Source organism: Neobacillus sp. PS3-34, from assembly GCF_030915465.1.
In the GTDB taxonomy this organism is placed as follows: domain Bacteria; phylum Bacillota; class Bacilli; order Bacillales; family Cytobacillaceae; genus Neobacillus_A.
In genome coordinates this window covers 181,163-204,401 of sequence record NZ_CP133267.1, presented here as the reverse complement: position 1 = coordinate 204,401, position 23,239 = coordinate 181,163, and the positions used below count along the sequence as shown (strand labels likewise).

The 23,239-nt window shown below is 38.5% G+C and carries 27 protein-coding genes, 3 pseudogenes and 1 riboswitch; of the genes and pseudogenes, 25 read left to right on the top strand and 5 right to left on the bottom strand.

The window, feature by feature from the left end:
* Positions 1-43 precede the first annotated feature (43 nt).
* Both RCG23_RS01095 and RCG23_RS01090 read right to left on the bottom strand, forming a co-directional pair.
* A pseudogene (locus RCG23_RS01095) lies at positions 44-987 on the bottom strand (aldo/keto reductase family protein).
* Between the two features lie 644 nt (positions 988-1,631).
* Positions 1,632-2,093: a hypothetical protein gene (locus RCG23_RS01090; RefSeq protein ID WP_308178214.1), complete on the bottom strand. Its 462-nt coding sequence runs from the start codon at positions 2,091-2,093 to the stop codon at positions 1,632-1,634.
* A gap of 158 nt (positions 2,094-2,251) precedes the next feature.
* On the opposite strand from RCG23_RS01090, the gene RCG23_RS01085 reads away from it, so the two are divergent.
* The 7 genes from RCG23_RS01085 (at position 2,252) to RCG23_RS01055 (ending at position 8,015) form a co-directional block, all read left to right on the top strand.
* Entirely contained in the window at positions 2,252-2,797 is a 546-nt protein-coding gene (locus tag RCG23_RS01085) for an NAD(P)H-binding protein (protein WP_308178213.1), read from the top strand.
* On the top strand, positions 2,746-2,889 hold the full coding sequence (locus RCG23_RS01080; protein WP_308178212.1) for a hypothetical protein: 144 nt from the start codon (positions 2,746-2,748) through the stop codon (positions 2,887-2,889). The genes RCG23_RS01085 and RCG23_RS01080 overlap by 52 nt, the downstream gene beginning before the upstream one ends.
* A 13-nt stretch (positions 2,890-2,902) precedes the next feature.
* Complete coding sequence (locus RCG23_RS01075) at positions 2,903-4,510, top strand: FMN-binding glutamate synthase family protein (protein WP_308178211.1); 1,608 nt, start codon at positions 2,903-2,905, stop codon at positions 4,508-4,510.
* Between the two features lie 328 nt (positions 4,511-4,838).
* Positions 4,839-5,651: an STAS domain-containing protein gene (locus RCG23_RS01070; protein ID WP_308178210.1), complete on the top strand. Its 813-nt coding sequence runs from the start codon at positions 4,839-4,841 to the stop codon at positions 5,649-5,651.
* Positions 5,652-5,788: 137 nt separating this feature from the next.
* Entirely contained in the window at positions 5,789-6,352 is a 564-nt protein-coding gene (locus tag RCG23_RS01065) for a DNA-3-methyladenine glycosylase I (RefSeq protein WP_308178209.1), read from the top strand.
* A 163-nt stretch (positions 6,353-6,515) separates the two neighbouring features.
* Entirely contained in the window at positions 6,516-6,716 is a 201-nt protein-coding gene (locus tag RCG23_RS01060; protein WP_308178208.1) for a cold-shock protein, read from the top strand.
* A 135-nt stretch (positions 6,717-6,851) separates the two neighbouring features.
* Positions 6,852-8,015: a polysaccharide deacetylase family protein gene (locus RCG23_RS01055; RefSeq protein WP_308178207.1), complete on the top strand. Its 1,164-nt coding sequence runs from the start codon at positions 6,852-6,854 to the stop codon at positions 8,013-8,015.
* A 334-nt stretch (positions 8,016-8,349) separates the two neighbouring features.
* On the opposite strand, the gene thiW is transcribed toward RCG23_RS01055, so the two are convergent.
* Positions 8,350-8,859 (bottom strand): energy coupling factor transporter S component ThiW, encoded by a 510-nt coding sequence (thiW, locus tag RCG23_RS01050; protein WP_308178206.1) that lies wholly within the window; start codon positions 8,857-8,859, stop codon positions 8,350-8,352.
* 121 nt (positions 8,860-8,980) lie between these two features.
* Positions 8,981-9,091: riboswitch (TPP riboswitch) on the bottom strand.
* Between the two features lie 113 nt (positions 9,092-9,204).
* Between thiW and RCG23_RS01045 the strand changes: the two genes are divergently transcribed.
* The 3 genes from RCG23_RS01045 (at position 9,205) to RCG23_RS01035 (ending at position 11,078) form a co-directional block, all read left to right on the top strand.
* Positions 9,205-9,885, top strand: coding sequence for a glycosyltransferase (locus RCG23_RS01045; protein WP_374049798.1), 681 nt, complete (start codon positions 9,205-9,207; stop codon positions 9,883-9,885).
* Positions 9,886-10,013: 128 nt separating this feature from the next.
* A complete protein-coding gene (locus RCG23_RS01040; RefSeq protein ID WP_308178204.1) occupies positions 10,014-10,496 on the top strand; it encodes a hypothetical protein in 483 nt (160 codons plus the stop codon).
* A 102-nt stretch (positions 10,497-10,598) separates the two neighbouring features.
* Positions 10,599-11,078 (top strand): STAS domain-containing protein, encoded by a 480-nt coding sequence (locus tag RCG23_RS01035; RefSeq protein WP_308178203.1) that lies wholly within the window; start codon positions 10,599-10,601, stop codon positions 11,076-11,078.
* A gap of 178 nt (positions 11,079-11,256) precedes the next feature.
* On the opposite strand, the gene RCG23_RS01030 is transcribed toward RCG23_RS01035, so the two are convergent.
* Complete coding sequence (locus RCG23_RS01030; protein ID WP_308178202.1) at positions 11,257-12,006, bottom strand: hypothetical protein; 750 nt, start codon at positions 12,004-12,006, stop codon at positions 11,257-11,259.
* Positions 12,007-12,190: 184 nt separating this feature from the next.
* Here RCG23_RS01030 and RCG23_RS01025 point away from each other — a divergent pair, with 184 nt between their 5' ends.
* The 15 genes and pseudogenes from RCG23_RS01025 to RCG23_RS00955 all read left to right on the top strand — a co-directional run bounded on the left by RCG23_RS01025 (position 12,191) and on the right by RCG23_RS00955 (position 22,542).
* Positions 12,191-12,628 (top strand): YndM family protein, encoded by a 438-nt coding sequence (locus RCG23_RS01025; RefSeq protein ID WP_308178201.1) that lies wholly within the window; start codon positions 12,191-12,193, stop codon positions 12,626-12,628.
* A 112-nt stretch (positions 12,629-12,740) separates the two neighbouring features.
* Complete coding sequence (locus RCG23_RS01020; protein ID WP_308178200.1) at positions 12,741-13,196, top strand: SRPBCC family protein; 456 nt, start codon at positions 12,741-12,743, stop codon at positions 13,194-13,196.
* A gap of 236 nt (positions 13,197-13,432) precedes the next feature.
* Complete coding sequence (locus RCG23_RS01015) at positions 13,433-14,053, top strand: branched-chain amino acid aminotransferase (RefSeq protein ID WP_308178199.1); 621 nt, start codon at positions 13,433-13,435, stop codon at positions 14,051-14,053.
* A gap of 28 nt (positions 14,054-14,081) precedes the next feature.
* Positions 14,082-15,526: pseudogene (locus tag RCG23_RS01010) on the top strand (DEAD/DEAH box helicase).
* Between the two features lie 76 nt (positions 15,527-15,602).
* Complete coding sequence (locus RCG23_RS01005; RefSeq protein ID WP_308178198.1) at positions 15,603-15,953, top strand: ASCH domain-containing protein; 351 nt, start codon at positions 15,603-15,605, stop codon at positions 15,951-15,953.
* An 18-nt stretch (positions 15,954-15,971) separates the two neighbouring features.
* A complete protein-coding gene (locus RCG23_RS01000; RefSeq protein WP_308179939.1) occupies positions 15,972-16,406 on the top strand; it encodes a DUF2269 family protein in 435 nt (144 codons plus the stop codon).
* Between the two features lie 51 nt (positions 16,407-16,457).
* Positions 16,458-16,709 (top strand): glutaredoxin family protein, encoded by a 252-nt coding sequence (locus RCG23_RS00995; protein WP_308178197.1) that lies wholly within the window; start codon positions 16,458-16,460, stop codon positions 16,707-16,709.
* Between the two features lie 629 nt (positions 16,710-17,338).
* Entirely contained in the window at positions 17,339-17,560 is a 222-nt protein-coding gene (locus RCG23_RS00990) for a hypothetical protein (protein WP_308178196.1), read from the top strand.
* Between the two features lie 228 nt (positions 17,561-17,788).
* A complete protein-coding gene (locus tag RCG23_RS00985) occupies positions 17,789-18,064 on the top strand; it encodes an autorepressor SdpR family transcription factor (RefSeq protein ID WP_308178195.1) in 276 nt (91 codons plus the stop codon).
* A 1-nt stretch (position 18,065) separates the two neighbouring features.
* Positions 18,066-18,704 (top strand): SdpI family protein, encoded by a 639-nt coding sequence (locus RCG23_RS00980; protein WP_308179938.1) that lies wholly within the window; start codon positions 18,066-18,068, stop codon positions 18,702-18,704.
* Between the two features lie 226 nt (positions 18,705-18,930).
* Positions 18,931-19,462: pseudogene (gene lepB / locus RCG23_RS00975) on the top strand (signal peptidase I).
* Positions 19,463-19,926: 464 nt separating this feature from the next.
* Positions 19,927-21,300: an MATE family efflux transporter gene (locus RCG23_RS00970; RefSeq protein WP_308178194.1), complete on the top strand. Its 1,374-nt coding sequence runs from the start codon at positions 19,927-19,929 to the stop codon at positions 21,298-21,300.
* Positions 21,301-21,555: 255 nt separating this feature from the next.
* Complete coding sequence (locus RCG23_RS00965) at positions 21,556-21,966, top strand: VOC family protein (protein WP_308178193.1); 411 nt, start codon at positions 21,556-21,558, stop codon at positions 21,964-21,966.
* Positions 21,967-22,096: 130 nt separating this feature from the next.
* Positions 22,097-22,276: a hypothetical protein gene (locus RCG23_RS00960; protein ID WP_308178192.1), complete on the top strand. Its 180-nt coding sequence runs from the start codon at positions 22,097-22,099 to the stop codon at positions 22,274-22,276.
* On the top strand, positions 22,273-22,542 hold the full coding sequence (locus RCG23_RS00955; RefSeq protein ID WP_308178191.1) for an OsmC family protein: 270 nt from the start codon (positions 22,273-22,275) through the stop codon (positions 22,540-22,542). The genes RCG23_RS00960 and RCG23_RS00955 overlap by 4 nt, the downstream gene beginning before the upstream one ends.
* Before the next feature lie 30 nt (positions 22,543-22,572).
* Here the strand turns inward: RCG23_RS00955 and RCG23_RS00950 are convergent, their stop codons facing one another.
* Positions 22,573-22,848, bottom strand: coding sequence for a hypothetical protein (locus tag RCG23_RS00950; protein WP_308178190.1), 276 nt, complete (start codon positions 22,846-22,848; stop codon positions 22,573-22,575).
* Positions 22,849-23,239: the final 391 nt, after the last annotated feature.

The following is a 23,239-nucleotide window of genomic DNA, read 5'->3' as shown; positions in this document are numbered from 1 at the left end:
ACAAAACAGCCGCTGGTGGGATGACAGCGGCAGTTTTGGTTTTTCATCTTAATACTTCTTCAATTCGATCAATTGTTTCCTGCGGAAGCTTGACGCCTGATGCCTTGACGTTTTCTTCAAGCTGTTCAGGACGGCTTGCACCAACGATTGCACTGGCCACATTGCTTTGGCGAAGAATCCATGCGAGCGCAAGCTGGGCAAGACTTAGAGTATGATCAGCAGCTATTACTTTTAAATTCTCAACTCTGTCCAGATTTTCATCCGTCAGCAGTCCAAATAGTGAACCAAGGTTTTTCTGTGTTGCACGACTGCCCGCAGGAGCCTCAGCACCTTTTTGATATTTTCCTGTCAATACTCCCTGTGCAAGCGGAGAGAAGACAACCTGCCCAATTCCGTGCTTTTCGCTGACCGGAATCACTTCTTTTTCAATATAACGGTGCAGCATGCTGTAGTGCGGCTGGTTGACAACAATGCGGTCGAGGAGTTTTTTATCAGCTAGATGAACAGCTTCCGAGATTTGTTCGGCAGTCCATTCACTAACCCCAACATAAAGGACTTTACCTTGTCGGACAAGATCATCTAATGCTCTTAATGTTTCATCCAGCGGGGTTTCAGGATCGAAACGGTGGCAGTAATAAAGATCAACATAATCAGTGCCAAGACGTTTCAGGCTGGCGTTACATTGTTCAATCACATGCTTGCGGGAAATGCAGCGGTCATTCGGCCATCACCCATCGGCCAAAACACCTTTGTAGCAAGTACATATGAATCACGTGCATATTTCTGGAGAGCCTTACCGACAACCACTTCAGCTTCACCGCGGATGTATACGTTCGCTGTATCAATAAAATTAATGCCCAGGTCAAAGGCTTTATCAATCGAGGCAGTCGCATTTTGTTCCTCAACGTATCCCCCGTATGTAAGCCAGCTTCCAAGAGAAATTTCACTTACCTTTAATCCTGTTTTTCCTAAACGGCGATATTCCATCCAGTCCACTCCTTAATTTACCAATCTCACTTCAAACATACTACTCACGTAGATTCCTGTCTAGAAATTGATACTGAATAATGTGAAAATTTTTTTAGTTTGAGGGGGGCTATTTAGGAATGAATTAAGATTTGTGAACAGTCTCGGTAATTTGATAAGGCTGTTTTCGTAAACTTTGTTTCTACTTAGAGTGAATCAGATGGTTGATAATGAAGTTGATTGGAGCGGAAGGTGCGAGACTCCTCCGGGAGCAGTGGGCGGTGAGACCCCGCAGTCGCTTCAGCGACGAGGAGGCTCACCGCCCACCCCGCGGAAAGCGAGCATCTTGAAGCGGAAATTAACTACTATTAACAACAATCTTTTAAAAACAGCCTTTGATAATTAGGTAGGTAAATTACTAGTTTTGTCCGGGTAACTATCCAGTTAAGTCATCCAGAATCATTGAAATACGGGTAAATGTAAGAATCAGACGGGTAAACATCCAAAGCAGTCATGCAGTTTGATGATTTATAGCTAAAGATAAAAAAATGCAGGGAAAATTCTAAAAGTAGAGTGATAAAATTACATATTTGAAAGTTCATCCATTAATTAGACCAGTTCCCACAATGCTTCGCATATAAATAAAGGAACAATAGGAATACCGTTCATCCAAGCAATTTCATTTGTCTTTCACTTGTCATTTTTGCGAGAAGGTCATTATTGAGGCGGTTTGCCATCTTTAATGTGAGTTCTAGTACTTTCCCTATGCCATTTTTATAACCATTTACCACTGCTAAATGGTCGCATTGTATCTCACTTTCCAAATTATGTTGGTGTTCATGGACTGGGTGTTGAATGTGCCCCAGTTCGTGCCATAAAATGGCTTCCTTTATTTCAGGATCTGAACAAAAAGCTTGGTAATCATAAACCACGACAAACCAATCGAAGGCAGGATCCAGCGATTGATAAAAGAGTGTGAGCAAACGGGTGTCGATTTCGAGCAAAGTAATCCAGCGTTCACTTTTTAACCCAAATGCCTTTAAGACCGCTGTCTTGTTTTCCAGCACCGCAATTTTTCCAGACTGACCATATTTCGATTCATCCAGCTCTTCGCAAAAGCAAATCATGGCCGTTTCTCCCTTCCGATACTCCTCCTACCATTTTTAAATATATGGGCAATTCTTATTCATCATTCTAAAAAATAGGCTTCAGTCGTATACCAATTCCTGGTTTCAAAATAAGTGCTAGAGGAAAAGGACTAATAAGGAAACGGAGGGGAAACGAGATGAAAGTTGTGGTTATTGGCGCTCATGGAGGTGTGGGCGAGCATGTGATTCAGGAATTGAGACTGCAAAACTATCAATCTCTGGCTGTAGTGGGAAACGAAAATCAGATTGAAGGTGTAAGGGATCGCGGTGCGGATGAGGTAATGATTTATGATGAAAATTCGATTGATTCCTTGTTCATGGGAGCTGAAGCGGTGATTTATTTGTCGGATGTAAGCCCCAAATCGCATACAGATAAAACCGTACTGGTTGACCACTCAGCCGTGATCAATACTGTTCAGGCAGCGGAACGGCAGGGTATTAGACGTTTTGTGATGCTAAGTGCCGTCAAGGCTGAGGAACATATGGACAATTCAAGCACCACAGCTGGGATTGGAGCAAAGGATATGCCAGATGAGCTTTTAAGAAAATCGGACATTGTGTTTACGATTGTGCGTCCCGCAACCTTAGTGGATAAGCCAGCCTGGGAACGATATCTGCAGGGGGTCTGGATATGGAAAGCACAAGTGAAATTTCCCGTGTGGATGCAGCAGCTGTCCTTGTAGAATCAATCCAAAACGAAGCAGCGTATAATAGGACATTTGCTGTATCGTCAGGAGAAAAGCCGATAAAAGAAGCATTATCAGAACTATTTTGAGGAGGTGTCCCTAATGGGTTTAACGGATTATTTAGTCATCATATTGTTCGTATTCACAGCCGCGATTATCACGATCCCGCTTGCGTTAATTCTTTATTTATATCGGAAGGATGACAGGCAGAAGCAGCATTCTATTCTCAGGAATTTCCCTGTGATCGGTAAGGTGCGGTATTTTACTGAAAAAATTGGTCCCGAGCTAAGGCAATACTTATTTAATAATGATAACGAGGGTAAGCCATTCTCAAGAAAGGAGTACCAGGATGTAGTTAAGGCTGGAAAATACAAAGAAAGATTAATAGGCTTCGGTTCTGTAAGAGACTTTGAAGCAGAGGGAATTTATATCCGTAATACCTTATTTCCTAAATTAAGAGATGAAATGAAGGTAGACCAGTCGAACAAAATAAAAACGAAAGTTTATAAAATAGATGGGGACAGTCTATTTACCAGAAAGGAACACAGCGAGGATGCGCTCGTAGATCCTTATTATCTACGAGATGAGGACGCCGTGATATTAGGGGAGAAAACGTGCAGGCATCCTTTCAAGGTGAAAGGGCTTGTCGGACAATCGGCGATGAGTTACGGGGCACTCGGAGACAGGGCGATTACTGCGTTGTCCAAAGGGCTGGCATTAGCAGGCGGTACCTGGATGAATACAGGTGAAGGCGGGCTTTCGGATCATCATTTAGCAGGAAAGCCTGATATTATAATGCAAATTGGTCCAGATTTGTTTGGAGTCCGAAAACCGAGTGGCGAGTTTTCATGGGAAGAATTTAAAAAGAAAAGTGAGATGCCTGAGATTAAGGCTTTTGAATTAAAGCTTGCCCAAGGGGCGAAAACACGTGGGGGCCACGTTGAAGGGGAAAAGGTTACGGAAGAGATCGCAAGAATCCGGCTTGTGGAAGTGGGAAAAACGATAAACAGTCCGAACCGTTTTTATGAATTTGCTGATACCCCGTCGCTATTCAATTTTATTGAAGAATTGAGAAGCGTTGGAGGAAAGCCGGTTGGCATGAAAATCGTTATAGGAGATTTGGATGCACTCGAAAATATGGTGTCTTATATGAAGGAAAGTGGGTTTGGCCCCGATTTTATTACTGTCGACGGCGGAGAAGGCGGTACGGGAGCAACTTTTCAGGAATTAGCTGATACCGTCGGACTGCCGATTAAATCGGCTCTCCTGGTTGTCGATGAAATGCTTAGAAAATATAAGGTCAGGGACAGAGTGAAGCTAATAGCGTCAGGTAAATTGATTACCCCCGATAAAATTGCCATCGCATTGGCCATGGGTGCCGATTTAGTCAATATCGCCCGCGGGTTTATGATAAACGTCGGCTGCATTATGGCCCAGGTCTGCCATACGAATAAATGTCCGGTTGGTGTCGCAACAACTGATAAAAAGCTGCAGGATGCTTTGATTGTGGAGGAAAAATATTATCGGGTCTGCAATTATGTTGTTTCGCTTCGGGAGGGACTTTATAATATGGCAGCCGCTGCCGGGCTCGATTCACCGACAAAATTTGAAAGAAAGCATATCGTCTATAAAGATAAATTTGGAAGAATTTCACCAATGGAGGACATTTTGGACTCAGCTAAAAGAACACAAATGCACAAAGAGGGATAATGTTAGTCCGAACTCCTATTTTTTTAAGAACTTCAAATGCGAAGTTCTTTTATTTTTATAAAAATAAGTCAATCCCACTATTCTTTTTAAAAAAGTAATACTTATAGAGGATTGACGGAGCGGAACAAATGCATACAAAATAAATAAAAAGGCTCTTATGAATAGAGTCAAAAAAACTTATATGCTGATCCCTCGAAGAATCAGTTATACTTGAAAAAGACAAGTTTAACAATCATGAGTATTATTATTAGATTTTTTAGCCTGCTAAGTATATATTTAAATGAACCGCTCCAACTATTGATTACAAATATGAGGACGTGAGAGAGAAATGACCGCGGTAACCACTTTTGTAGACTACCTTAATAATAATGCAAACCAACTATCTAACGACATTGTAGATGAAATTATTAGTAAATTTGATGTGCAAATTTCAAAAGCAGAAACGAATCAGGCAAAGAGCATGTATGTTGAATTTCTGGGGTTTTTAGCGGAGTCAATAACCTGTACTGAGGGATCTGTCCCGGAAAGTCTCGTAGCCTGGAGCAAGGAAAATGGAGAACGAGCTGCAGCTATGCAAGGCAAAGTCTCCAATATTCTTGTGCGTTACCCTGATACACGGATAGTTTTTGCTGATTATATGATGAAAATCGGACTTGATTACAAACTGACAACTGAGGAAATTGTACTAATCATTAAACGTGTTAACCATATGCTTGATTTAAGCCTCAATGAAACAGTATTTGCTTTTGAACGCCATACTGACCAAATCATTAAGAGTGCGCAGGACGAAATCATCGAACTGGCATCACCGGTGGTTCCAATCCATGAAGGTTTGGCGGTTCTGCCTTTAATTGGTTCGATTGATTCACTCAGGGCAGAGCATCTATTAAATAAAGTAGTGCCTCAAATACCTAGCTATCAGGTCGAATGCCTGATCATTGACTTTTCTGGAATCGTGAACATCGACATGGAAGTGGCAAGACATATTTTTATGATTTATGATGTTTTATTGCTCCTCGGCATAAAAGTAGTTTTCACTGGTATCCGGCCTAAATTAGCTAAAAATGTCATCAATTCAGGTATAAATTTCTCGTCATTTCAGGTGTACGCAAACGTGAAGCAGGCAATTGAAAGTATTTAAAAAACTAAATAATAACTTACAGAACACCCTGATACAGGGTTGTTCTTTTTGTTTTTTTCTTTACATCAAGTGTGTATGATTTGTAATTCTGGTAAAATATTAGGAGTGAAATATTGTTAATTGGAGGAAGTACAAGCATGAATCGTTGCGGCTGGGTAAATGAAGATCCACTATACATAGATTATCATGATCAAGAATGGGGAGTACCCGTCCATGATGATCGACTGCTTTTTGAATACTTAATTTTGGAAGGCGCCCAGGCTGGTCTTAGCTGGTATACCATTTTAAAAAAGAGAGAAAATTACCGCGTGGCCTTTGACCATTTTGAACCTGAAATAATTGCATTTTATGACGATAAGAAAATTGAAGAGCTTCTTTCTAATGAAGGTATCGTTCGCAACAGGCTGAAAATACAGTCGGCCATTACTAACGCAAGGGCATATTTGAAAATTGCGGATGAATTCGATTCATTCAGCAACTATATCTGGTCCTTTGTTGATGGAAAACCGATTCAAAACCATTTTGAAAATTTAAAGGATGTTCCAGCTACAACAGACATCAGTGATAAATTAAGCAAGGATTTAAAGAAAAGAGGCTTTAAATTTATAGGCTCGACGATCTGTTATGCATTTATGCAGGCAGTTGGAATGGTAAATGACCATCTTGTTACATGCCATTGTTATAATGGGCATTCCCAATGAATTAAAATTTAATCTGCTCTTGCAATATGAATTTTCATCTGCTATTCTTAAGAAGAATTATTTTTGTTTGTTCGGCAAGGGTTAGTGTTAATGCTTTCTGACTTGAAGATTTAAGCAAGGATAGTAACACAATGTGTGCAAAGCACACGAGGAGGAAACACAAATGGAACAAGGTAAAGTAAAATGGTTTAATGCAGAAAAAGGTTTTGGATTCATCGAGCGCGAAGGTGGAGACGACGTATTCGTACACTTCTCAGCTATCCAAAGCGAAGGCTTCAAGTCACTTGAAGAAGGCCAAGAAGTTTCTTTCGACGTTGAGCAAGGAGCTCGTGGACCACAAGCTGCTAACGTTCGTAAAGCTTAATATAAGCTACTATTAAAACAGGCTCTTAATTGGGCCTGTTTTTTTGTGTTTTAAAAAATTTTCTGAATTGTGAAACATTTATTGGCTTAAAGGAGTCTATAATAAAGGAGTGAATCAAAATAAAGGACTGATTTGATGAAAAAGAGTCTTTTAATCTTATTTTTCATTTTGATTATTTCCCTCTTATGCAGCTGTACCCCTTCCAACAAGACGTCCATTGTATCTTCAAACAGAGAGAAAGTAACCAAAAAAGAGGAGAAACAAGAGGTACCGAAACAAGACAACGCAGAAAAGGATAGTGTTCCTGCAGAGAGCAAGCCAGAAACAAAGATGGTTATTTATAAGGGACCGGTTGAACATATATTTTTTCATCCGTTGGTGATTTACCCCAAGCTCGCGTTTGATGGAGACAGGATGTCCAAGGGTTATGATGAGTGGTTCGTCACCGTTAAGGAGTTTAATAGTATAATTCAATCCCTTTATGACCGGAATTATCTATTAATCAAAATGAGTGATTTGTTTGCAACGACTGAGATTAACGGCAAAAAACAGCTAATAAAAAAGCAATTAACCCTTCCAGAAGGGAAGAAACCTTTAATTCTATCAGTGGATGACATAAATTATTATTCTTATATGCACGAAAATGGAAACGCGTACAAATTGATTATCGATTCCAAGGGCAATACAGCTACCTATTCCAAGGATCCAGCAGGAAAAGAGGTTATTTCAGAAGAAAATGAAATTGTCCCGATTTTAAACCAATTTGTTCTGAAACACCCAGACTTTTCTTTGAATGGCGCGAAAGGCATTTTGGCCCTGACGGGATATGAGGGGATTTTGGGCTACAGGACAAATGATTTGAATTCTGCTTCCTATTCTAGCGAAAAAGAAGAAGTATCGAAGGTAATCATAGAACTAAAAAAGGATGGCTGGGAGTTCGCTTCCCATGGATATGGTCACTTAAACACTAGAACGATTAGTTTAAATACGTTAGAAAGAGACACGGATCGCTGGCTGAAGGAAGTCGAGCTATTAATCGGGGATACAAATATTTATATTTACCCTTTTGGCAGTAGTGTTTTGCCAAATGATCCTAAATTCAAATTTTTAGAGGATGCCGGCTTTAACATATTTTGTTCTGTTGGACCTCAGGCTTATTTATCTGTTGCCACAGACTATGCAATGATGGACCGGGTCCATATCGATGGAATGGCACTTGAGCAGCAAAGGCATATCGTCGATCGTTTCTTTGATAGCCAGAAGGTTTTGGATTCAGAAAGGTTCGCTTATAAAAAATAGTGGGAGGGGTTCTGTGCTCAAGAGGAATTGGGGTGTAATTGTTTTTATTGTTCTATTAGGTTTGCTTGCCTTTACGAATCCTTCTAAAAAAGATTTTGTTTCATTTTTCGAAAAGGAGTATGGTAAGCTGCCAAAAACAGATCTTCCTGTGGCCTTGAAAAAATTAATTTCCTCTTTTTTTCTCTTTATACCCCCGTTGTGGCAACCGAGCATGGAATCACTCATCTAGGAATATTGGGCCATTTTGTCCAAATATCAGAAGGGCAATTTGATTATCATCTTTAATTTTAAAAAATGGGCCTGCGCCTTAACTGGAGCAGGCCTATTATTGTATTTAGTGATTCGCCTGTTTTTCGTAGGCCGGAAAAATTGAAGTTCTTTTTATAAAAATCTTTAGGATGATATATCCAATCGTTGCGCCCGCAAAAGAGCTGAAAATAAACGCGGGAATGAAACCGAATAACGTAGCTTCTTTACCAAGCAGAAGCGTGGAAATGGGATAACAAGTCATCGCACCTAAAATGCCAGTTCCCAATACTTCACCAGCAAAGGCCATTAGCAATTTGCCAGTTTTCTTAAACAAAATCGCTGCTAAGAAAGCACCTATCATACTTCCCGGGAAGGCGAAAATCGAACCGGTACCAAGCAGGTTTCTAAGAACAGAAACACAAAGTGCCTGTGCAACTGCATAATATGGGCCAAGCAGTACGGCAGATAGAACATTGATAAAATGCTGGATTGGAAAAACCTTTGCAAACCCTACAGGAATGAAAAATAAATTGCTGGTTAAAGTGCCGATAGCGATAAACATCGCCGTCAGTGTCAGTTTTTGTGTTTTGCGCATAATAATTCCCCTTTTTTAAGAAAGTTACATTTAATTGAGACATGCTAGGAAGAAGCTTATTGAAAAAAATAAAAGCCAGACCCAATAAATGGACCTGGCTAAAGTAAATAAAAGAAAGGAAGACTCTTCTTCTCTACTTTCCTACGCTGGCATAATCCAGATCAGGTCCAAAGGGTTAAAAAACTGGACGTTTTTCTCTCAGCCCGCTCGCAGGGCACCCCTAGTAGTAAAAATTAAATATGTAATTGGTTTCATCATAGCCTTTGTGAAGATCGATGTAAAGTGAAATATTGCAGGATAAAAAAGATAAAGAGTGAAAAACGCTAAAAAGACGAATAATAAGCGATGAATTTGAATTTAAAGGAGTGGGTTAATTTGAAAAAGCAAATCCTAAAATTCTCGCTATTATTAATGTCCATAGCTTTCTTGTTTACATCAGTTGATGCGAGGGCAGAAATGAAAGCAACTCAACAAAAACATTGCATTAGCTCGAAGGAAGTCAAGCTGCAACGTTCAATGAGTAAGCTGTGGATCGACCATACGATCTGGACAAGAAGTTATATTGTCAGTGCGTTATCCGGATTGGAAGATCAGAATAAGGTGCTGGAAAGATTGCTGCAAAATCAGGTTGATATCGGAAATGCAATCAAACCCTATTATGGTGACGCAGCAGGAAACAAGCTGGCAGGATTGTTAAAAGAACACATCCTGATTGCTGGAAAAGTGGTGGAGGCAGCAAAAAGCGGAAACCAGGAAAATCTGAAAAAATTCATTGCCGAATGGTACAAAAATGCTGATGATATCGCTCTGTTTCTAAGCAAGGCAAATCCATATTGGCCGAATAACCAATTAAAAGAATTGCTTTACACCCATCTAAAATTGCTAACTGATCAGGTTGTCGCAAGAATAAAGAAGGATTGGAACGCTGAAATCAGAGCATATGATGTGGGAGAGAATCATATTCTTAAACTGGCAGAAGCCCTATCAAAAGGAATCATAAAGCAATTTCCAAAAAAGTTTAAATAAATTAATGTATGTGAACCAGGGGTTAAATCTTGAAGGATTTAATTCCTGGTTTTTTGTATTTAAGTGAAAAAATATACACTATTATATTTAAGGCTTTGCTACCATAATCTTAAAACAGGGGTGATGGTGTGATTGCCAGGTGGCTTTTTGTCAATATACTGACTGTATTCATAATTGTTTTATGGACCTATTACCAAGGATACGATAATAATGATATTTTGGTTGGAAAAATGCTGTCCCAAGCTGCATTTATTTTGTTTTTAATAAATCTGAATATGTATTTCGTGTTTCTGCTCATCCGAAAAAGCAAAATAAGGGATGTAAAAGTTACGCTTGCGAAGATTTCAAAGAAAATGATGAAATATCATATCCCTATTGCGGTTACAGCGACCCTGCTGATTATTGGCCATACACTCATTATGATTAATGCAAACTGGAAGCATTTTTTGCAGGTAAAAGCTATGAGTGGGTGCATGGCAATAATAATCCTCGGTATCCTCTTATTCAGCGGCTTATTGCGAAGATGGAAAGCAACGGGAAGAAGACGGAAGTTTCATTATATGATGGCGTTCAGCTTTTTTGGATTTGTCCTTTTACATATTTTTCTATGACGGCCAAAAAGGGACTATTACTACTACTTTTGATGGTTAAATGGTAAAATAACATATCATGCAATAATGTATTTGCTATTTATAGTTAGTCCTGGAGGGTTTATGGAAAAAACAGAGTTAGACCTTATGAGAGAAGAAATCAAAGCACTAAAAGAACAGTTAAAAGATAGTCAACAGCTAATAATGGATATTTCTGTACCCATTATTCCTTCGATAATTCCTGAGACCATACTGGTACCGATTTCAGGGAAGTTATCTCCTGAACGATTCGAAATGATTATTTCAAAAATTATCATGATTCCTTTTGATGAGATCAATACAGTAATCTTTGATTTTACCTCCATTTCCAAAAATGAAATAGGGGAAATAGATGTTTTCGGACATTATATTCAAAACCTGACGAATACATTAAGCTTGATTGGTGTCCAAACGATGTACGTAGGGTTTACGCCGATTGTCACTCAGAATTTAATTAATTCGGGATTAACGTTAGTAAAAGATTTAAATACCTTCTTATCCTTTAAGCAAGCACTTCAATATTTAATGAAAGAGAAGGGCTTAGAACTGCAAAGCGTGAAATGACATTAAAACCAAGTTTAAATCAAGGTTTTTTCAAAGAAAAGAGCCTGAATTAAAAAGTACCGGCTAAGCCGGCTTTTTTTATTGAATTACAAACTTTAAAAGGAAAATTAACAGAATATACAGAATATATTTATATGACAGTTCCTTTCTTCCATGTATTCAATCGATTGTAATTGAACTATTTATGATTTTCCTCTTTCTTTTTGTTGCTTAAAAATATGGTGAAGGGCTGCTCTGAGCCTGTCATTAATTTATGCACATAGGATGAAGTCAATTTATAACCCTCTTGAACTTTATCGGCCAGGTAATGGGTCCTTTCAAAGAGGATCGACCTTATATTCGTAAGTTGCCGAGAAATTTTTTCACTCAACGCTTCTTGCTTCTCAAGTCGGATTAATACTCCGTTTTGGAATTCCTCTTGCTTCGTTAGCTGGTCTGCAATATGCCTCTGAAGCGTTAAATTCTCATTCATCTTCGCGTTCATAGCATCTTGGACTGTTTCATATTTTTCCAATTGGTCAGCCATTTCCTGATGGGATTGCATCTGGTTGTTTAGCTGTTCAGTAATTTCCTGTTTAAACTGCTCTTCCTTTTTTAAAAGGGTTTCAAGCATCAAATTCTTTTCTTCCAAGGATTTTATCCATTCCATCATCTGGCTTTCAAACTCGGTATGCTCCATATTTCTTTTTCCTAAATCACTCAGCTTGTCGCTAACTGTTTTCCATTGGCTTGTTTGAAGATATTCTTGTTCAAGATATTGCTTTTGCAAGGAATCAAAGGACTTCATGAACGAAGTATTGGCATGCTGTTGTTCCTGGATTATTTCTGATAAATAATCTTTCCTTAATAACTCTTGATTCGGTTCTCTAATATCTCCAGTATTTTTAAAAACATCCGGATGTGAATCTTTGTTAATGAATAATCCCATTTTTCAACACCCCCTCTATTCTTTGCGTTTTAATATCGTATGCTAATTAAGCAAAAAATGGGTGGGTGCTTCATTTAGTAAGTGATCAACGTGGCCATATTATTGAAGACTAAGGAATACAAGTCGCATTCAATATGAATGGAATGATAAAAAATTGACCAAAATGAAAATGAGGAGGTTTTTTATGAAAAAGGCAATTGTATTAATCATAAAATTTGCAACTGGTCTGGTCGCTTTTGCATTAGGGCTGAATTTGTTTTTTAAGGCATCAATAGTCGACGTGGTATCTTTTAGTGTGCTTGTCACAGTTATTTCGTATTTAGTTGGGGACAGGATACTATTGAAGCGCCTCGGAAAATCAAATACGATCATCATCGACTTTTTGCTTTCATATACACTTGTGTGGATCTTTGGCTCAGTGGTTTTGGATAACTATAGGCAAATTGCCTGGGGCAGTATTATTTCTGCCACAATCATAACAGCAGGGGAAATTTTTATTCACCGATATATGTTTAGAACACTTTCAGAAGAGCAGGCTGAATTGACTCGGCCAATTGCTGCCAATAACCTTGCATACGGAATGGAAATTGCGGAAGAGCAGGATCCTTTTAAGGAAAAGTAGTGTTGATTTAAAAATTGCTTCCTTCTAAAAAATCAAAATGCACATATATTTTTCTAAAAAGATCTTCGGAACCAGGAGGTCTTTTTAGATTGGATAAAAGGGAGGAAGCAGCATGACAAGTGCAAAAAATGAAGTAATCATCAATCAGCCAATCGCGGTGATTTGGGATTTTGTAAAGGAAATGGACAATTGGGCACCCCTAGTCCCAGGATATATCAGCCATGAGAAAGTAAATGAACGCCAATCCCAATGGACGTTCCGCGAAGACGTAGGAATTCTAAAAAAGAAAGTCACCATGCTGATCACGATTAAGGAATGGATTGAGCCGACAAAGGTAACCTTTGATTTGAAGGGTATTAACGAAAACATGACAGGCAAGGGTTATTTTTTGGCAGAAGCTCTTGATAAAAATAAAACAAAAATGTCCGGATACCTGGAAATGACTGCAGAAGGGCCATTGGCTGGCATTATAAACGCTGTTTTAAAAACCTCTGTACCGAAAAAGGGAGAAGAAATGACAGCCGCCATTTCTGCCAAACTGATGGAATTGAAGCCGACGAGGTTGTAAAAAACTAAGAAATTTATGGATGAATTAACACATTTACATATTAAGAAATGGGCAGACTGATATAGAGGTCTGTCTTTTTTTTATGGATATTTTCTGGAAGGTGCCTGTCACCTGGCTTAATCTGGAAAGTGCCTGTCACCCGAAAGAAATTCGTGGCGTGCCTGGCATATGCCGACTAGTGTATACTGGTATAGATGTTCAATCGATATTGGTAATGTTTAAAGGAGGATATATAGATGTTAAAAAAACAAATTACTCAGTATTTTGCAGACTTGAAGGAGATGCAGCCGGGCGCAGATGGGAAGATTGAGGTTTATAAAGAAGAATTTGATTACGCTGAGAGGCACCAGCTGATAAACGAGGAATTTAAGCCGAGGATTCGGGTGAATGAGCTAACCCCTGTTACACGCTTTGGTTCAGCTTATATTGAGCGTTCAGATAAAGAGCTGGAGAAGTTTTTGGGAGAAGAATCCTTTGAATTTTTAAACCAGCCGATCGATTATTTAAAGAAGCATTTGCATGAATTTATTTACATGGAGTCTGACTGGTTTGAAATAATCGGTGTGGATGCTTTTTCTTTCGAGGTTGATGATGTATTTGGTACATATGATGTTATGCTTGGACTGAAGATCCAAAAGAAATACGACAAGACCCTGAAGGCTCTTCTGAATGACAAATTACAGGGCGATGATACAAAATTTGATTTGCTATTCAACAATGAAGACGGCTTATGGAATTTAAATTTTGCTCTGAACAATGTGGAAGGCTTCGATGAGAATATGACCTTGGGAGATGCATTCCTGCTAATTTACCGGTTCGTCTTCAACCTTGCTGAACAAGCAGAAGAGAGTAACTAATACATATAACACAAAATGAGGTTGCTGCATGAGTAAAATAAGCTTTACAGATTATCAATTGAGCGAAGAAATTATTAGGTCTTTAGCCGGCTTGAATTATGAAAATCCTACACAAGTCCAGGCCGAGGTCATTCCAGTCGCCCTGGAAAAGAAGGATCTAGTTGTAAAATCACAAACGGGGAGCGGCAAAACGGCTTCCTTTGGAATACCCATTTGCGAACTAGTACAATGGGAAGAAAACAAGCCGCAGGCTTTAATCCTTGCGCCTACCCGCGAGCTTGCCGTGCAGGTTAAAGAGGATATCACCAATATTGGGAGATTTAAACGAATTAAAGCGGCTGCCGTTTATGGAAAATCTCCTTTTGAAAGACAGAAGCAGGAGCTAAAGCAGAAAACGCATGTCGTTGTCGGAACTCCCGGACGGGTGCTGGATCATATTGAAAAAGGAACGCTATCGTTGGAGCGTATACAGTATCTTGTGATCGATGAGGCGGATGAAATGCTTAATATGGGGTTCATTGAACAAGTCGAAGCAATTATCCACGAGCTTCCAAAAGATAGAACAACGATGCTTTTTTCAGCTACAATGCCTGAGGATATCGAGAATCTAAGCCGCAGTTATATGAACAATCCTATTACTATTGAAATTCAAGCGGAGAGTCAGACAACAGGCAAAATCGACCATTCTCTTTATGTTGTAAGAGATGAAGAAAAATTTGATTTGCTCCGTGATATTACCATTATGGAAAATCCGGATAGCTGTATTATTTTTTGCCGGACTAAAGAAGGGGTCGATAACGTTTTTCGACAACTGGACGCACTGGATTATACGTGTGATAAAATTCATGGCGGCATGATTCAGGAAGACCGTTTTGATGTGATGAATGAATTCAAAAGGGGAGAATTCCGTTATTTAGTTGCTACAGACGTTGCGGCGCGCGGAATTGATATTGAAAATATCTCACTCGTTATCAACTATGACCTGCCAATGGAAAAAGAGAGCTATGTACATCGTACCGGCAGAACAGGACGCGCCGGAAAAACAGGAAAGGCCATCACCTTTGTCACTCCATATGAAGATAAGTTCCTGACCGAAATTGAAGACTTCATAGGTTTTAACATCAAACAAAAGGAACCGCCGACTAAGGATGAGGTTTCCAGAAACGAAGCAGCTTTTTTTGATAAAATGGACACAGAGCCTGAGTTTAAAAGAGAAAAAAGCGCAGAAATAAATAAGCACATTATGAAGCTGTACTTTAATGGCGGCAAGAAAAAGAAAATCAGAGCAGTCGATTTCGTCGGGACCATTGCAAAAATCAATGGGGTGACAGCTGAGGACATAGGGATCATCAAAATAGAGGACAGTGTTTCTTATGTGGATATTCTAAACGGCAAAGGCCGATTGTGCTGCAAGCCATGAGAAATACGACCATAAAGGGTAAGCTATTAAAGGTCCATCCAGCCAGGAAATAGAGTAATAAATAGGTGCATTAGCAAAATCGATATGATACAGTTAAATTCTATTTATATGATAAAGGGGTTATTAACAATGACAAATCAAAATGAAAATAATGCTCTGCCCGAAAAATCATGTTCAATTGAACGCTTAGTAACATTGCCAGAGGACGTTGCAAAGGTTCTCAACGGCGAAAAAACAGCGACACGCCGAAACGGAAGATATGCTGATGTTGGTGAAATCATGACTCTTGAAGGCCGTGGATTTGTTGTGGAGAAGGTGTATTCTCAGTCTCTAGGAGAGTTGACTGAAGAAAATGCAAAGCAGGAAGGTTATGCGAGCCTGGAGGATTATAAAAATTCCATTCTCTCAATGCACCCTGGTATGCCTTGGGTTCCTCAAATGAGAGTATGGGTTCATGAATTCCGCCCAGTTCAAGAATAATGGTAAAGAATTGTGATCATTCTTCATAAAATACTTCTTTATTTACATATTTCCAGCGTGATTCTGTCGATTGGGCCATTCTTTATTTTGCTGCCAATGGTAAAAAAACTTCGGCATCCAAAATCAGATGTTCAATCCGCTTACCTGGATGCATTCAGATTTGCGGTCAGGCTCACGAAACATGCTGGGCATGTGTTGGTTGTAACAGGAATACTCCTTGTCATGATTAGTGGATGGTCCTGGAAAACGTCATGGATTGTGATGACGATTCTAATCATGGTCAGCTCATTATTCTTTATTGCCCGAGCATTCTCACCGACAATCCGGAAGTTTGCTGATCCAAAACAAGATCATGAGAAAGCAATTAGAAAACTTAATCAGGCAGTTTGGGCTTATATTGCGCTATTAATGCTGATGCTATGGTTCATGGTGGCAAAGCCGGTACTATGGTAAAAGCGCTGACAACCATTATATGGAAAATCGATCAAGGAGGCGAAGCGTGGAATGGACCAACACGTAATCGTCTATACGACAAACGACTGCATCGAATGCGAAATGGTCAAAAAAGTGTTAACGCAAGAAGGAATTCCCTTTGAGTCGAGAAATGTCGCCATCAATCCACAATACCAAAAGGAAGTGGAGAAGCTGGGATATCTGGGTGTTCCAGTTACCGTATTCAGGAACCGGGCAGTAAAAGGGTTTACCAACGAACTCAAAGAAATCATCGAATTAGCTTCCAATAAAAACGGATTATAGGGCTCCATATTGAGATTCTAAATAATTAAATAACCACTTGAAATGACGTATGGCTGGCATACGTCATTTTCGTATTGAATAAAATTTGGGAATTTGGATGCACTTTAGTTTTGAACAGAATATATGACTTATAAAGGACTAAACACTCCAGGATAAGCAGAAAAATGTCTTACATAGGGCATATGAAGGACAAAACTTTCCAGGTTAAGTGGGAAAATGTTTTTCATAAGGCATATGAAGGACAATACCAACTATGTTAAGCTGGGCAATGCCTTTCTTAAGGTGTATGAAGGACAAAACCTATTAGCTTAAGCGGAGAAATGTCTCTAAAAAGAACTATGAAGGACAAAATGACTCAGGAAAACAACGAAACTGTCTTCAATAAGCTCTCTTGAGGACAAAACCAATCGGGTAAACAACGAAACTGTCTTCAATAAGCTCTCTTGAGGACAAAACGAATCAGGAAAACAACGAAACTGTCCATTATAATTCCTATTAGGGACAAAACCTGTGCTTTGCCCATTAATAATGAACCCGTTCACATGAGGATGGAATTTTGTGTTTTAATATAAAACTAAAATACTGTTTAATTTATGCAAATAATCCAAGCACTTTATGAGGAGGGCAATATGAATTTAAAAGTAACTGATGATAGTGTAATTATTGATGGATATGAAATTGAAGGCTTTATTGATAAAGAGCTCTGTTGCAATAAGTGTTCAACAAGCCTTGTTTATTATGAAGATTTCGATGCTTATTTTTGTCCAAAGTGCAATCTTTGGACTGAAGCAGCCTGTGACGATCCTGATTGTATATATTGCCCGAACCGCCCCGAAAAGCCGCTTCCATAAAAAATTTTTATACTCATAAATAAAAGGTTTTTCTAAGAATATCGTATGAACATCGGTGGCTGCTTTAGGCAGCCCTCTTTTTTTAAAAGTATACAATGTACAAAACTAGTATGCATTTTAACAACTGCCTATTTGTATCAAAAATTATTGGTAAATATTGACTTACAGAGACTCATAATTTAATATTTAGTTAAATGCTTAAATACTTAAATATAAGAGGGAGTTCGAATGAACAATACTTTTAAAGCCTTATCTGATCCAACAAGGCGAAAAATACTGGATCTTTTAAAGGAAAGGGATTTAACGGCGGGAGAAATATCCGAGCATTTTAACATGACAAAGCCGAGTATTTCGCAGCATTTAAAGATTTTAAAACACGCAGACCTTGTACAAGACGAAAAAAATGGCCAGTACGTCATATATTCTCTTAATACAACGGTCTTTCAGGAAATTATTAGCTGGGCTTTGAATTTTGCTGAATATCAAGAGGGGAAGGGTGAATGAAATGAAAAAACATATATTTCCTATCATATTAATTGGTGCAACAGTAATTATTTGGCTTCTATTTTATCAACAGCTTCCAAGCGAAATGCCAATACACTGGGACATAAATGGTAATGTCAATGGATATGCCACCAAATCAAATGCAATGTTGATGTCAATTGCTCTCATGGTTTTCATTTATGCCATGATGTCCGTGGTTCCTAAGGTGGATCCCAAAAAAAATAATTATAAAAATTTTTCCAAAAGTTATTCCATCATAAATATATTGACATTAGTGGTGATTTTTGCAATCAATATGCTAATGCTGACGGCAGGTCTTGGTTATAAGGTGAATACACGTCTGGCTATACATTTAATCTTAGGTGTGCTCTTCATCGTACTTGGAAACTATATGCCACAAATTAAGCCAAACTATTTTATAGGTGTGAAAACACCCTGGACATTAAATGATGAAGACAATTGGAAAAAAACACATCGTTTCGGTGGAAGAACGTTTATAATAAGCGGTTTTCTCTTTATGATAACAATCTTCCTGCCAGATCGATTTGTAGAAGACTTTGGAGTTCCTTTTATTTTGATCATTCTTCTTTCTCCTCTTGCCTATTCATACTTGCTTTTCAGGAGACAAATTAATGGTTAAAAGAGAGACCTATAAAAAGAGAATGCTAATCTATCCACCTCTCATACAATATTTAATTGACACAGAATGAAAATTTTACGAGCCACTTATTAACCAAGTGGCTCTTTTTGATATTCAGGAAATGAAAATCTTTGTAAAAGCAGGCTTTGAATTTTCCGCATGAATGTAACAAATCATTTGGTTTTCCGTCTAATTTGAAGAAGGGGTGGGCGGAAAATTGCGAACGATGAAAGAAATAAAGAGTTGGAGTAAATCGCTGTTAGTAGCACTAGGAATCGTCATGATCTTAAGGACCTTCCTGTTTGATCCATACATAGTAGAGGGCTCTTCCATGGAACCAACATTGCATAATCAGGAAAGAATCTTTGTTGAAAAATTTCATTTGAAGGATAGTTTTAAGAGGGGAGAAATTGTTGTTATTAAGGGGACAAATGAGGACAAAAACTATGTGAAAAGGATAATTGGCAGTCCCTGGTGATACCGTGGAATTTAAAGATGACAAATTATACGTTAATCGTGTTTTAATTAATGAACCTTACTTGTCGCTAAATCGAAAAGCTGCCATGCAAATAAGCAGTAGGTTAACAGGGGATTACGGTCCAATTACGGTACCCGCAGACGAATTTTTTGTTATGGGGGATAATCGGCTTTATAGTATGGACAGCCGTAATGGCCTAGGATTCATCCAAAAAGAAAACATCATTGGAAAAAGTGAATTTGTTTTATATCCATTTGATAATATTAGGAATATAAAATAGTTAGAAAAGTGACCTTTGACCGTCGATTCGTTTCGGCGTTTTTTTCTTTCTTTTTGGCTGTTTTCGTAAACTTTGTTGCTATTTAGAGTGAATCAGATGGTTGATAAAGATGTTGATTGGAGCGGAAGGTGCGAGACTCCTCCGGGAGCAGTGGGACAGGTGAGCCCCCGCAGTCGCTTCAGCGACGAGGAGGCTCATCGCCCACCCCGCGGAAAGCGAGCATCCTGAAGCGGAAATCAACTACTACTAAAAACAACAATCTTTTAGAAAACAGCCTTCTTTTTTAATAATAAACCTTCCATATTCATATGGCCATAAATCCTTACTATGTAACGGTTGTATTTCAATAAAAATTGCGATCTCAGAACTATATGTGAGGAAAAAAGAATAAAAAGGGATTTTTCCAGTTAAATAGAATATAATTAGTTTTTCTACTAATTTTTATTTTCAAGGAGTACGCAACCATGTATCAGACTTTTACGATGAAGGAAAAGATAAAGCAAATTTTTGTTTTGTTAATTCCTATTTTAATTACACAGCTTGGTATGTTTTCAATGGTGTTTTTTAATACGATCATGTCAGGGAAATATAGTTCTTCCGATTTGGCTGGCGTTGCAATCGGTTCTTCCATTTGGAATCCTATTTTTACAGGCCTAAGTGGAATTCTTATGGCAGTGTCTCCAATTGCCGCACAGCGCATTGGGGAAAAGAAGAACAAGGAAGTTGCATCTGTTGTGACGCATGGAATTTACCTAGCATTTTTTATTGCGTTTTTCGTCATCTTAATTGGCTTTTTCTTTTTGGATCCCATCTTGGAAACAATGAATTTGCCGCCAAGCGTCCAACAGACAGCACATGATTATTTGACCGGACTTAGTTTCGGAATTATTCCTCTTTTTATTTACAACGTTCTGAGATCTTTTATCTATGCATTGGGAAAAACACGTGTCGTTATGGTAATTTTGTTATGCTCCCTGCCGGTTAATTTCTTTTTGAATTATGTATTGATTAATGGACATTGGGGTTTTCCAGAACTCGGTGGGGCAGGTGCTGGCTATGCTACATCCGTCACCTATTGGGTCATTGCGGGCATTACAGCTTATATTATCAAAACAAGTGATTTATTTTCGGTTTATCTCTCACTGAAACAGTTCAAGCAATTTTCTCTAGATAAATGTATGGAGATTTTGAAAATTGGAGTGCCAATGGGGCTGTCAATCTTCTTTGAAACAAGCATGTTTGCCGTTGTCACGATCTTAATCAGCAAGTTTAATATCACTACGATTGCAGCGTATCAGTCGGCCTTAAATATAGTTGCATTTCTATATATGATTCCGATTAGTATTTCCATGGCTCAGACTGTTCTCGTCGGCTTTGAAGTCGGTGCGAAGCGCTATCAGGATGCCCGCGCATATAGCTGGCTCGGTATTTACCTGGCGATTTTCATTGCATTTATAACAGGAATATTGGTCGTTCTTTTCCGTTATCAAGTGGCAGGCCTTTATTCAAACGAAACGGCTGTTATTAACGTTACAGCCCAGTTTTTGATTTATGCTTTATTCTTTCAAATCTCTGATGCCATCCAGGCAACAGCGCTTGCAGCCTTAAGAGGTTATAAGGATGTCAACCTTGCCTTTATCATGACGCTTATTGCATATTGGCTCATTTGCCTTCCAGTCGGCTATCTTTTGTCCCATCACACAGGCCTCGGAGCCTCAGGATATTGGATTGGGTTAACAATCGGGCTGCTTGCGGCAGGCATTGGATTATCTATCAGGCTAATCTATATTCAAAAAAGGAAATTTTCCAGTGTACAGCTAGAGAGTCTAATATCATAATACGAAAAGTGCAATAAAGACTTTATACAAATTTGAAACCTTAGCTAGTAACAAGGCGGCTAAGGTTTTTGTATTTGCACTATCCTTTATTGATGTTAGGTTTTCTTCATGAAATGGTTATTCCTTTAGTAGCATCCAACCCACTTAAATTACTTTGGCGATAGTTAAATAAAATAGGATGAAGATAGGATAGTTGTGGTGGGTTGTTGAATTAATAAAGGAGACTGGAAAAAGAAAGTAAAGGAGAGGATTTAATTGCAAAATGAAAAGCAAAAGGTTCATCCTTTTTTAATGTTTTTTGGGACAGCTGAAGAGGCAATGGATTATTACACGTCTATCTTTGACGACTCAGAAATTATTAGTATTTCTCGCAATGGAGCGAATGGAGAGGGTGAAGAGGGAAAAGTATTACATGCTACTTTTTCTATAAAAGGGCAAGAGATTAAATGTATTGATAGCAGCATAAAGCATGATTTTACATTTACCCCTGCAATATCTTTATATGTATCCTGTGATACTGAAGAAGAAATTACTCACGTATACGAGCAGTTGTCCCAGGATGGCAGTGTACTCATGCCGTTGTCTGTATATCCATTTAGCAATAAGTTTTGCTGGGTTATGGATAAGTATGGGGTTTCATGGCAACTAGATCTTCCAAATAGCTAAAACAAGAAGGATGATGTACAATCTTTTGCATAAAATAAAATCGGAAAACAAACAGTGCATTGGTGGCTTTATCCATTTTTTTGCATCATATCAGCAGATTTTTAAGGATAAGTATTTAGGGGGTTAAGGGATGGAACTATCACATTTTACCGTGAAGGGAACCTGGGAGGGGGACCGGAATGGAGTGGGAAAGATACAATCATCGAGCGGCATTACGATTGAGGCGTCCGTTCCGAGAGAATTTGACGGCCGGGCGTGGGATTTAATCCTGAGGAATTGCTTACTTCCTCAGCAAATAATTGCTATATGATCACGTTAGCTGCGATGTTAAGCAACCGAAAGATTGGGGTTGCTGGCTTAGAGGTTGTGTCAGAAGGTGTTGTAGAAAAGGTAGAAGGCAAACTGCGTTTCAAACAAATCATCCATAAACCGATCATTTCGATTAGTGCAGATTCTGAAATTACTGCAGAAAAGCTAGAAGAGCTGGCAGTCAGGGCAGAAAAAGCATGCTTTATTTCGAATACATTAAGAAACAGCATTGAATTTTCAGTTGAGGCGAAGGTGAATAAGATATAAGTTAAAAAGCCTTCGCAGGAAGGCTTTTTATTATGGAAAATAAATTTCCAACCGATTTGTATCATTCAGGAGGATGAAGTAGTTTTGAAAATCAGAAGGTTGAATAAATGTTGGATATTCCTTTATGGAAATGGAGATTTCACCATCATTTTTTAAAAAAAGAATAAAAGCCTCATCAATCGAAATGGAGTTGAAGTTGAATCCATCTCTCTTCCACAATAAATCCTCATCCATGTAATAGTTTAAAATAACTTGACGGTTTCGATAATTTTTAATAAAGGAAAGATCACTCATTTGTTTTTCCATACCCTCAGCACATACCCTCCGCAGCCGCATTGATTGATAAACTTGGTTTCAATTTTATTTCCGAAGATTAAATTTAAAGTGTCAGTTAAATATTCAGAAGGATTTCCAAAGCCATCAGGAGTGACTACGTTAACATAAAAGCCTTTTGCCGTTTTCTCAACTGCCTCAATGGCCTCTCATGATGACTAATTCCACGTTGTCTTCATAATCCCCATGCTCAAGAGAAATGGACCAATTCGTTTCCATAAACTCACCTCCATTTTTATTTTAAAAGGGAAGGAAGGACCGTGTGGTGATACGTATCACTATTAAAAACATTTTGTTAAGCAGTTACAATATTTCCAGTGTTTTAGGGAAAAATAAATCTATTATTTTGAAATCAAACTTCTTT